This window comes from Frankia sp. Allo2 (genome assembly GCF_000733325.1).
Lineage (GTDB): Bacteria > Actinomycetota > Actinomycetes > Frankiales > Frankiaceae > Frankia > Frankia casuarinae.
The window spans coordinates 1-11,187 of record NZ_JPHT01000065.1 but is presented as its reverse complement, the minus strand read 5'-3'; the positions used below and the strand labels follow the sequence as shown (position 1 = coordinate 11,187).

Annotated in this window: 7 protein-coding genes and 5 pseudogenes; 2 read left to right on the top strand and 10 right to left on the bottom strand. The window is 67.5% G+C overall.

Annotated features, from left to right (window positions below; all coding sequences use genetic code 11):
* Positions 1-135 precede the first annotated feature (135 nt).
* The 10 genes and pseudogenes from ALLO2_RS22050 to ALLO2_RS22010 all read right to left on the bottom strand — a co-directional run bounded on the left by ALLO2_RS22050 (position 136) and on the right by ALLO2_RS22010 (position 8,358).
* Positions 136-711, bottom strand: a complete 576-nt coding sequence (locus ALLO2_RS22050; protein WP_023841872.1) for a maleylpyruvate isomerase N-terminal domain-containing protein — start codon at positions 709-711, stop codon at positions 136-138.
* A gap of 120 nt (positions 712-831) precedes the next feature.
* Positions 832-963 (bottom strand): hypothetical protein, encoded by a 132-nt coding sequence (locus ALLO2_RS27895; RefSeq protein WP_023841871.1) that lies wholly within the window; start codon positions 961-963, stop codon positions 832-834.
* A gap of 30 nt (positions 964-993) precedes the next feature.
* Positions 994-1,353 (bottom strand): annotated as a pseudogene (locus ALLO2_RS28500) (transposase); the annotation flags it as partial.
* 367 nt (positions 1,354-1,720) lie between these two features.
* Positions 1,721-2,263, bottom strand: a complete 543-nt coding sequence (locus tag ALLO2_RS28495; protein WP_035734542.1) for a DUF6262 family protein — start codon at positions 2,261-2,263, stop codon at positions 1,721-1,723.
* A pseudogene (locus ALLO2_RS27655) lies at positions 2,260-3,321 on the bottom strand (tyrosine-type recombinase/integrase); the annotation flags it as partial. The gene ALLO2_RS28495 and the pseudogene ALLO2_RS27655, both read right to left, overlap by 4 nt.
* Before the next feature lie 276 nt (positions 3,322-3,597).
* Positions 3,598-4,449: pseudogene (locus ALLO2_RS27650) on the bottom strand (IS630 family transposase); the annotation flags it as partial.
* Positions 4,450-4,489: 40 nt separating this feature from the next.
* Positions 4,490-5,710: a cytochrome P450 gene (locus ALLO2_RS22025; RefSeq protein ID WP_035734541.1), complete on the bottom strand. Its 1,221-nt coding sequence runs from the start codon at positions 5,708-5,710 to the stop codon at positions 4,490-4,492.
* A gap of 31 nt (positions 5,711-5,741) precedes the next feature.
* Positions 5,742-6,125 (bottom strand): thioesterase family protein, encoded by a 384-nt coding sequence (locus tag ALLO2_RS22020; protein WP_023841866.1) that lies wholly within the window; start codon positions 6,123-6,125, stop codon positions 5,742-5,744.
* 19 nt (positions 6,126-6,144) lie between these two features.
* On the bottom strand, positions 6,145-7,320 hold the full coding sequence (locus ALLO2_RS22015) for an acyl-CoA dehydrogenase family protein (RefSeq protein WP_232235266.1): 1,176 nt from the start codon (positions 7,318-7,320) through the stop codon (positions 6,145-6,147).
* 48 nt (positions 7,321-7,368) lie between these two features.
* Complete coding sequence (locus tag ALLO2_RS22010) at positions 7,369-8,358, bottom strand: 3-oxoacyl-ACP synthase III family protein (RefSeq protein ID WP_023841864.1); 990 nt, start codon at positions 8,356-8,358, stop codon at positions 7,369-7,371.
* 280 nt (positions 8,359-8,638) lie between these two features.
* Between ALLO2_RS22010 and ALLO2_RS22005 the strand changes: the two are divergent.
* Positions 8,639-10,110: pseudogene (locus ALLO2_RS22005) on the top strand (IS1634 family transposase).
* A gap of 377 nt (positions 10,111-10,487) precedes the next feature.
* Positions 10,488-11,099 (top strand): annotated as a pseudogene (locus ALLO2_RS22000) (3-oxoacyl-ACP synthase); the annotation flags it as partial.
* Positions 11,100-11,187: the final 88 nt, after the last annotated feature.

The window sequence follows — 11,187 nt, the reverse complement described above, 5'->3', positions numbered from 1 at the left end:
CGCCGGTAGCCCCCAGGACGCCCTCGACACCGCCTGCACCGTCCACCTCCCCACCGAACCCAGCTGATCACTGCACCCCCAAAGGACTTCCAGGCTCAACCACTTAGCGCGCGGAAACAGGACACCCGCATCGNGTCAGGCGACGGCGGTCCTCAGAACCCAAGAGGTGACGCGGGGTCGGCCAGGGAGGTCAATCCGTCCCGTGCACCACAACAGTGCCCGGGACGGGTCACCTTCCGGAGCGTCAGGGAAAAGCCGTCCGAGGATGGCGACGCTCAGCGGCTCGGGAGGCGACCACGCGATTTCCAGACCCTGGGTAATGTCGTAGGTGTGGACCAGGGTCTCGCAGACGCCCAGCGCGGCGAAGCCGCTGGGATCGGTGGCCCCCCAGTGCCAGGAGCGGACCTCCGGCGCGGCTCCCGACACCGCCGCGCCGAGCAGACAGCCGCACACCCTAGCCAGTCGCAAAATCTGTCGCGGCGACGCGCCCGGCCGAACTGTCAGGTCAAAGGGCAGGTATTTCTCGTCGCTCTGGGCTGTGAGCTGTACAGCATAAGCCGCGAGGTCGTGGACCACGTGCGCAGCGGTAGTCCAGCAGGTCCACTCCAGGGAACCCGCGGGTATGTGCCAGTCGATTTCGTCATGAGGGGCCAGTACCCGCACCATCTCGGCCACGGCCTGCTGCACCTCGTCAGCACCCACCAAATGCATGGCCCAAGTCTGCCAGCTGGATGGCCAAGGGTCACGGCCCGTGGCGCAGGTTGTTCGACCTGCCGGCCGAAGCGCTGGTGACGAGCGGGTGGGGGCCCAGGGCGGCGGCAAAGTTGCTGGTTAGCAACCGGCCTTCTTGATTGTTTCGAGGGGTCGTTCGGGGTGGCGGGCGTGGTGGCGTAGGGCCTTCGCGATGTTCTTCGCGCCGGTAAGGCGCAGGATGGTGATCGCGAGGTTGCGGAGGCTGGTCATGACCTGCGGCGCGTTTCCGGTGCGGGCGCGGTGTCTGTCCTCGTCGTAGGTGACATCGCGGACCCAGTGGAGGCGGTTCTCGATGGCCCAGTGCGCTTGGGCGAGTTCGGCGAGCAGCCTCGGGCTGGCGTGGTGCGTGGGCAGGCTGGTGACCGCGTGGACGGTTTCGGCTGTGGCTGGGCCGCCGGGCCAGGGGCCGGCGGTGGCGGATGATCCGGACGGACTGGACCGCGTGGGGGAAGCCGATCCCGGCGCGGACCTCGGTGGCCTGCACGGTCCGGCGTTCGACGCGGCCGTGGCTGCGGCTTCTCGTCCGCGACGTGGTGCGGACCTTCGTCCAGCGCAGGGTCGCCAGCTGGGCCAGCAGCGTCGGCCGGTTCGCCTCCACAATCAGCAGGTAGTGCGCTCCGTGGTCGACGAGCCAGGTCGCGGTGTCGTCCTGGGTGTGCAGCGCGTCTTATGGTGACGTCTTCGTTATGCCGACGTGCCGTGGCCTGAGGTGAGCCCCGTTTCTCGGACACCTGCATAGTAGGGACCTTATCCTTCTTATGCGGCGTCCGCAATAGTTGCGATAGTCGCGTGGTAGAGGTTTTCGGCCTGTTCGGGGGTTTGGTAGCGCAGGGTGGAGTGGCGGCGTTTCTCTGGGGGTCGGACGCTGGTCCGGGCGCCTGATCTCTGCGTTTGCGCAGCTCAGGGGCTGTTGACTTGAAGGTATGTTCTGCAACAGGTGTGGTGCAAGGGTGACGCGCCGGGGTTTTTATCGGCTCGTCGGCGGGGNGTTGATGCGGGNTATCATTTCGCGGTTCGCTTGCCGGGCGGCGGTGAGGTCCTGGTCGCGTTCGGCGAGTTGGAGGCGTAGGTCGACGACGTGCTGCTCGAGGTTCATGATTCGTGCGTTGAGTGTGTCGATGTCGGCGGGTGCGCCGAGTCCGGACTCGCGCCAGGTCTGTTCACCGAGGGTGCCGGACAGGCGGTTTTCGAGTTGGTGGATGCGGGTGGCGAGGCGGATGGCGCGTTCGTGGGCGGCGAGTAGGTCGGCCTGCAGGGACGCTCGGGTCACGGTGGGTCCGGCGCTGGGGTTGGGGGCGGGCTGGGCTTCGAGGGCGTGGGCCTGTTCGAGCAGGTCGCGGTGCCGGTAGAGGAAGGTCCGGTCGACGCCGGCGGCGCGGGCGATGCCGCTGATGGTGATCTCCTTGCCGGCGGCGTGGGCGCTGGTGAGGGCGGTCTGGACGCGCTGGCGGCGCCGGTCGGTGTCCGCGCGCCGGCCCTGGGCCATGGCCGCGGTGCGCGGGGTGGTCATGGCGTCGCCTGGCCGGTGGGGACGGCTCCGGCGCGCAGGCGGGGCATGCCGAGCAGCGCGGCGCGGTGCCGGCGAACGGTCGCGACGGCGTCGTCGATCTGGGTGCGTTCGGGCGCGGTGAGCTCGTCGAGGCGGGCGCTGACACGGCCGATCAGCCGGCGGATGCGGGTGATCTCCTCGTCGGAGGGCATGGCCTCGGCTCTCGCCCAGTCGTCGACGTCCGCGGCGGCGAGGAGCCGTTCGCGGGTGCGCAGCAGGTCGTCGAGGTAGCTGGTCAGCTCGGGCAGGTAGGAGACGTCGGTGCGGAAGTGGTCGCAGCCGGCGCAGCGGAACCGGTAGGGGCAGGCCTGGCCGCCGGCGGTGACGTTAGACGGCTCGGCGCAGATCCCGAACGGAACGGCGACCTCGCCGATGGCCCGGCGGGCGTGGGCGGTGTCGAGGAGGGCTTGGGCCTGTTGCCAGACGCGGTTGCCGTGCCGGTCGAACTGCAGGGCGGTGAGCCGGTCGACGGCCTCGCGGCGGCGCTGTTCGCCGACGCGGTAGTACTGCCGGGTGGTGTCGAACTTGCGGTGGTCCATCAGCTCGCGCAGCACGTCGATCGGGACGCCGGCGTCCGCGTGCCGCTGGGCGTAGGTGTGCCGGTAGGCGTAGAGCACGATCCTGCTCCTGTCGAACTCGACTCCGTCGCTGGTGGTCAGGGTCGGCATCCGGCTGACCCAGGTCCGGTGGTGGAACGACAGGCTGAACGCGGTGATCGGCCGGCGGCCGGCGGGGTTGCGCCGGTCGGTCGGCAGCAGCGCGAGTTCGGCGATCGGGGTGTCCGGGAAACGGCCGCGAACCCGCCGTTGCTGGGTGACGACCAGGTCGGCGGTGTTCTCGCCGATCGGGAGGCGTCGGCCGAGCCGGTGACCTTTGTGGTTGGTGTAGATGAGCAGCGGCGCACCGTCGGCATCGCGGGTCAGGCAGTCGAAGCCGAGGGCGGCGATCTCCTCGGGGCGGCGGCCGGTGTCGATCGCGAGCGAGAACGCGGTGCGCATCTCCGCCGAGGTGAGGCTGTCGAGCTGGTCGCAGACCTGCCGCATGATCTCCGGGGGGAGGTCGCGGTGCGGCTCGGCGGGCTCCGGCTGGGNGGGGNTGTCGTCGCGGNGGACGGCGAAGTCGTCCCCGAGTCCGCTCGCGAGCCCGCCGGGGCGGGTCAGGCCGAGCGCGCGGATCCGGGTCAGCACCGTGCGGACCTCGCGGCAGGTGCGGATCCGCGCGTCGCCGGTGATCGTACCGATCGACTCCAGGTAGGCCAGCCGGTTCAGGAACGCCTCGATGTCGCCGCGGCGAAGGTGCAGGTGGAAGCGGGGGTGGCGCAGCAGCCAGTTCTTCACCGCCGGGGTCTTGTGGGTGGTGTAGTTGTCCAGGACCAGGTGCAGGTCGTAGCCCTTCGGGACCGAGCAGTCGATCAGTTTGAGGAAACGCAGGAACTCCTGATGGCGGTGCCGCCGGTAGGTCTGCGCGATCACCGCCCCCGACGTCGGGTCGAGGGCGGCGAACAGGCTCGTCGTGCCGTGGCGGACGTAGTCGTGGGTCATCCGCTCCGGCGTACCCGGCATCAGCGGCAGCACCGGTGCGGTACGGTCCAGCGCCTGCACCTGGGATTTCTCGTCGACGCAGAGCACGATCGCCTTCTCCGGCGGGTCCAGGTAGACCCCGACCACGTCACGGACCTTGTCCACGAACAGCGGGTCGGTGGACAGCTTCCAGGTCTCGACCNGGTGCGNTTTCANCCCGANCGCCCGCCACATCCGCGACACCGTCGACTGCGACAACCCGCTGGCCCTCGCCATCGACCGCGACGACCAGTGGGTGTCACCGTTCGGTGGCTTCTCCTCCAACGTCCTTCCGATCANCGCCTCGACCTGCGCGTCGGTGACCTTGCGCGGCGCCCCTGGACGCGCCTCGTCCGACAGGCCCTCCAACCGGTCGACCGCGAACCGGCTCCGCCACTTCGCGACCGTCCCCCGCGTGATCCCGAACTCGGTCGCGATCCCCGCGTTCGTCCCACCCTCCGCGCAGGCCAGCACTATCCGCGAGCGCAACGCCAGCGCCTGCGCGGTCGTGCGCCGCCGAGCCCACCCTTCCAGCACCGCACGCTCGGCAGCCGACAACTCGATGGGTTCCGCGCTCGGGCCAGGCACCAGCCCATTCTATCCGCCCACGAATCTACGACTCAGGACACTAGAATGAGCACGGCAGTTCTTTGATGCCATTCGAGAAACTGGACCGCTGGCGAACGGCCGGGCCGCTGACGTGGACGTTTGGCAGTCTGGTCAGAAGCTCCTTGAGCATGATGGTGATCTCATGACGCGCGAGATGCGCGCCCAGACACCAGTGCGGCCCAGGGCCGCCAAATCCGAGGTGCGGATTCGGATCACGGGTGATGTCAAACCTGTCCGGCGCGTCGAACACCGCGGCGTCCCGATTCGCCGAATTGTAGAACATCACCACTCGATCGCCCGGCTGGTAGACGTTCCCCGACAGCTCGGCCGGTCGGACCAGCGTCCTGCGCATCCAGGTGGTCGGCGTCGCGTAGCGGATCACCTCTTCGACCGCGCCTGGCAGCCGCCCCGGGAGATCCCCGAGCAGCGTCGAGCGCTGCTCGGGGTGCTCCGTGAGCAGCGCGAGGGCGTGGGACAGCGCATTGCGCGCGGTCTCGGCGCCGGCGACGATAAGCAGGGTGAAGAACTTGCCTAGCTCATCGCGCGTCAGGTGGTCCCCGTCCACATTGGCGTTGATCAACCTTGTGATGAGGTCGTCACGCGGATCCTGGCGGCGCTCCTCGGCAAGCTGATGCATCAGAGCATGCAGTTGCCGGTACTTTCGCACCAGCGTCTCCGCGCGGCCGCCGCCGGCCACCTCGGAATACTCCGGGTCGCCGGCCNCGAGAATCATGTCGGTCAGGTTGAAGAGATCCTTCTCCAGCTCCTCTGGAACGCCTAGAATCAGCCGCATCACCCGCATGGGCATCGGTGCCGCCACGGTCTCGACGAAGTCGCACGTCCGCGCGTCCTCGNGATCATCGACGATTCTCTCGGCGATTTCCCCGACTGCGGCAGTCATGTCGGTGACCATCCGAGGGGTGAACACCCGGGCCGCGATACGACGCAGACGAGTATGCCTGGGGGCATCGAGGCTGATGATGGAGCCGGCGAACTCCTGGACCTCCTCAGGCAGGTCGTCCAGACTCGTCGCGACCGGTTCCGAGCTGAAGTCGGCGGGGTTGCTACTCGCGATGCTGATGTCAGCATGCCGGGTGAGAGCATAGAACCCAGCGCCGTCCGGCGTCGGGCAGAAAACTGGCTGCTTCTCGGATCGCAGTCGGGCGAAGACCTCGTTCCTCTCCTCCTGCGGGGAGTCCCAGAACGTGAGATGAAGCAGGTCCGGCGCCATGACAGTCATCGAAGTCTCCTTCGAGTCTCGGAGCGGAAAACTAGGGCGTCGAGCCGGCAAGGCGACGCATGAAGTCCGCACTGATGATTACCGCCCGCCTGTGGGTGCCATCGCACACAATTTCGTCGTCGAGGTTTCTGACCTCGAAGGAGAAGTCCATCTTCCTGGCGAAGTCGCCGGCGGTCACCCGGTACTCCACGTGCTTACCCACTCGAACGGGCAGCCGGTGGCGCATCGTCACTGAGACACCTACCGTCATCTCACCGTCGGCAAGACGCGGCTTCATGACCGCATCACACATTCGCTCGATCTCGCCGAGGATCGCCGGCGTGGAGAGCACGTCGAGTCCACTGTTTCCCCACCGTTCGGCGGAGTCGGCCGGTGACACTTCTTTCGTCACTGTCGCCGCCAGGGTCCTGGTCATGGTTCGACACCTCCGTCTGTCAGACTTCCGAGCCGGCCCTCAGCCAATTGTCGCCATACTCCCGCCCCAACTGGCTGAAGATATTCTTCTTCTGCATCTCATCCGTGCCGCCGGCGATGCGGAACGCGGCGGCGTCACGAAGGTGCCGCTCGATTCCGACCTCACGGTCACAGCCCAGATGCCCGAAGAGCTGCACGATCTCCAGCCCGGCCTCGACAATGCCCTGAGNGGACAGCAGCTTTGTACAGGAGGCCAATGTCCCCGCCCGCGGGTCCTGGCACCGCAATGCATCGAGCGTCACATAGGACAACGCGCGGGATGCCTCGACCGCCACCTTCGTCCGCACCAGCTTATCCTGGATGTACTGGTGCTCTGAGATCGTCGTCCCGAATGCCTCGCGCGTATTCGCACGGTCGAGCGCGACGGGCAGCAGGGATTCCATGTGCGCGGCCGCGATAATTCCGAAGCTCAGCCGGTCGAGCGCGAGGCACCAGTGCAGGATCGCCATGCCGCCGCCGACCCCGCCCAGAACGCTTTCTGTGTCGACCGACGCGTCCCGCATCCGGATAGGCCCGAGCGGGCTGGTGCGCAGGCCGATCAGATCCTCGTTCACGCCGAACTCGACGCCGGGCTGGCCGCGCTCGATCAGGAAGAGCGTGATGTCGCGCTTCCCGACGCCGGCCACCCGCCCGACGATCACTACGACGTCGGCCTCTGGCGCGTTGGTGATGTGGCACTTGTGGCCACTGAGCTCGTACTGGCCGTCGGCAACCGGCCGCGCGGTCGTGCGGACCGCCGCGACATGCGAGCCGCCGGTCGGTTCGGTGGCGGCCGTCGCGCCCACCTGGCCGGCCATCAGACCGGGCAGGTAGCGTCGCTGCTGCTCTGGGGTGCCGTACCGGAGCAACAGCTGGATAACGGCGCCGTGCGCCCCGACGGACACCAGGAACCCCGGATCGTTCGAGCCGAGGGTGAGCCCCTCCAGGGCCGCCATGTAGTCGGCAAGGTCTCCGCCGTCGCCGCCCAACTCCGTAGGAACGGCCACGTGCCAGAAACGGCTCCGAGCAAGCTCGCCCCACAGCGCGCGGTCGAAGGAGCTGTCGCGGTCACGGGCCTGGCTGCTAATCGCCACGGCGGACTTCCCAAAATCGAAGAAGTTTCCTCTGAGTTTCAGTTGGGACGACTTCCACGCCATATCCACCTTGCTGCTCCCCTCTCGTTCCGGGTTACGGGCCGTTTCCGGTCACCACGTGACCAGCGACCATCCCCAGGTCATTCCCGCGCCAAAGGACATCATCAGAACCGTGTCGCCGGAGTGGATACGACCATCGCGTACCGCGGTGTTCAGTCCGATCGGGACTGAAGCGGCCGCCGTGTTCCCGAGGCGATCACCGATCACCACCAGCTGTTTCGGCGAGAACCCCGCGCTCAGGGCGCACTCCTGGACGAGCCGCGGGTTCGCCTGGTGACACACGACATGATCGATCTCGTCCAGCGTCAGATCATGCTCCTCGATGACCTCTCTGACCATCACGGGAAACTCGGCGCGAACGACCGAAGCCACCTTGTGGCCGACCATCTTTGCGTAGTGTTCACCACTGTCGATCTGCTCGTGCGAAAGCGGCAGTCGTGGGCCACCGACGGCGATCTCGGCCAGGTCGCCGTCTGTTTTGAATCGGCTGCCGAGGATCCCGCGACCGGACGTCGAGAAGCCGAGAACGGCGGCACCCGCGCCATCTCCGAAAATCGCGTACGTCTGCCGGTCGGCCGGATCCAGCACACGCGAGTACGCATCGCTGTCGATCACGAGCGCGTGTCCGCGGATCGTCCGAGAAAGTATGAGCGATCGCGCGATCTCGATGCTGTACAGGAAGCCCGCGCATGCCGCATTGACATCAAACGAAACCGCGCCTCGAACGCCGAGCCTCGCCTGCACCATCGGAGCTGTCGGCGGTATGAAGCGGTCGGGTGTGGATGTTGCAACGATCACAGCGTCGATCGCGGCGGCGGCGACGCCGGCCTCCTCGATGGCCATCGCCGCAGCCCCCACAGCGAGATCAGTATTGCTCTCGCCTGCGACGAAACGCCGTTCCCGGACACCTGTCCGGGCCTCGATCCAGTTCTCCTGGACATTGAGCACATCGGCCACGTCCGCGTTTGAGACTCGGCGCCTCGGTAGACTAGAACCCGTGCCCAGAAAACCGACGCTCTCGACGCGCCCTGCGAGCACCATTCTCTGTTCCCTCCTGCGTGCGAGATGCGCGGCTCCCGCTCCGCGGTCGCCAGGCTTACACGATCGAGAGACAACAAGGCGCTCCTACTNTGGCTCTATCGCGGCACCGCGCCCCGGCCCTGACTTGACTCACGTTGATCGCTTTAACAAGATTTCAGGTCTGTGACCTGCGGTGTTGTGTCGCTAGGTGGTGAAAAGTCCGCACTAACACGTCGGCTCTACGCTGGGCCGGGTTTCTCTGTAGTTGCGGACGGTGAAGACGAAGTCCGGGGCGCGGGCGGTGCAGATCGTGTACTCGTCGCGCGGGGGCTCGTTGGAGCTGGAGCACATCGGCTCGGCGCACGACGACGCGGCGCTCGAGGCGTTGCGCGCGGTGGCGCGGCAGCCGCTGGCCCGCGGCCAGGGCGAGCTTGACCTGGGCCTGGACGACGCGCCACCTGCGGGTGGGCCGCTGCCGATCACGTCGACGCGGTCCGCCGCGCTGTGGGACGCGCTCAGTCGTGCCTACGACCTGCTGGGGTTCAGCGAGGCGGCCGAGGGCGACGAGGTGTTCCGCCACCTCGTGCTGGCGCGGATCATCGAGCCGACGTCCAAGCAGGACAGCCTGCGGGTCCTGGAGGAGACCGGGATCGAGCCGGCCTCCTATGCGACGGTCAAGCGGCGGCTGCCGGTCTACGGGATCGACGCCTGGCGGCAGTCACTGTCGCGCCGGGCCGCGGCGCACGCGGCGCTGGGACCGGCGTCGCTGCTGCGCTACGACGTCTCCACGCTCTACTTCGAGACCGACGAGGGCGACGGGTTCCGCGAGCCGGGCTAATCGAAGGAACGCCGCCTGAAACCGCAGATCACGATCGGGCTGCTCACCGACGCCTCAGGCTTCCCGCTCATGGTCGACGCGTTCGAGGGGAACAAGGCCGAGACCCACACGATGCTGCCCGTGATCCGGGCGTTCATGGCCGCCCACCAGCTGCCCGACGTCACCATGGTCGCCGACGCCGGCATGATCTCCGAGGCGAACCGCAAGGCGATCGAGGCCGAAGGCCTCTCCTTCATACTCGGCATGAAGCTCCCTGAGGTTCCCTACATCGTCGCCGCGTGGCGGCGCAACCATCCCGGCGAGGACATCCCCGACGGCCAGATCTTCACCCAGCCCTGGCCCGCCGGCGCGACCGACCAGCGTCGCCCTCTGGCCAGGTCATCTACTACCAGTACAAGGCTCACCGTGCGCGGCGCACCCTGCGCGGGATCGACGAGCAGGTCGCCAAGGCCGAGAAGGCCGTCGCCGGGAAGATCCCGGTCAAGCGCGACCGGTTCGTCCGCCTCACCGGCGCGGACAAGTCCGTCAACCGAACCCTCGAAACCCGGGCACGGGCCCTGGCCGGGTTTCGAGGGCTACATCACCAACCTGCCCGACCCGACACCCGAGTTCGTCCTCGATTCCTACCACCGGCTCTACAACATCGAGAAGTCGTTGCGGATGTCGAAGAGCGACCTCGCCGCCCGGCCGATCTACCACACAAACACGAGTCGATCGAGGCCCACCTGACGATCGTGTTCGCGGCCCTCGCGATCTCCCGCCTCGTCGAGCAGGCCACCGGCTGGTCGATCCGCCGGTTCGTCAGCACCGTACGCCGCTACCGCACCGTCGAGATCCAGGCCGGCGAACACACCCTCACGGCCGCCCACCCGCTACCCGACGACCTCCGCGACGCCCGCGACAAGATCCACCAGCCGTCGGGAGGACCGCACTAACTTGAGCCAAGTCAGGTTACAAGGTTACACGATCGAGAAACAACAGGGCGCTCCTACTATGGCTCTATCGCGGCGGCGCGACCCAGCCTTGTCACGAAGACCGGGAAGATGAGCGGCCACGACGACCTGCGTCTGGCGCCGAATTAAGGGAGACGGCCGCCGCGACTATCATCGATCTTTGGTGTCCAGCAGAGGGCCGGGCCCGATTCACAGGCGTCGTAATAGGCGCACGTTAGCGGATTGCGGAAGATTGCTCTCCGCAACGGTGCCACGGCTGCCTGGCCGGTCCTGTGCGGATACCAAGGAGGGCGATTTTCAATGGTCGAGACCGAGGCGCATGGCAAGCGTCGGAACAGTGCCGAGGGCAGGCGACCACTGTGACGGCGTCGGCGGTGATTGCCGGTATCGGCAGCTACCTGCCGCCGCGGGTGGTACACAACGACGAGCTGGCCGGCCGGTTGGACACGACGGACGAGTGGATAAGGTCGCGAACGGGGATCGTCTCCCGGCATTTCGCGGTGCCGGGCATGGCGACGTCGGACCTGGCGGTCTACGCGGCACAGAAAGCCATGAAATGCGCGGACACCGACAGTGTCGACGCGCTCGTGCTCGCCACGACGACGCCTGACCGGCCCTGCCCGGCGACCGGCCCGACCGTCGCTTCCAAACTCGGCCTCGGCGGGGTGGCCGCCTTCGACGTGGCCGCGGTGTGCAGTGGCTTTCTCTACGCCTTGGCGACCGCGTCCGGTCTGATCGCCGCCGAGACGGCCGAGCGGGTCCTCGTCGTGGGCGCCGAGACGTATTCGTCGATAGTCGATCCGACCAACCGCTCGGACGCGGTCATCTTCGGCGACGGTGCCGGGGCGGTCGTCCTGCGCGCCGGTCGCGGCGACGACATCGGCGCGCTCGGACCGTTCGACCTGGGCAGCGATGGCAGCGGCCGTGATCTGATCACGGTACGTGCCGGGGGTTCAGAGCAAAGGCTGGCCCCTAATGGGACATACCGGGCAGCCGTGAGGCAGGCTCGGTTCCGGTAGCCGCCAGCAGGTGAGCACTCGAGGCCCCTGGACGCAGGAC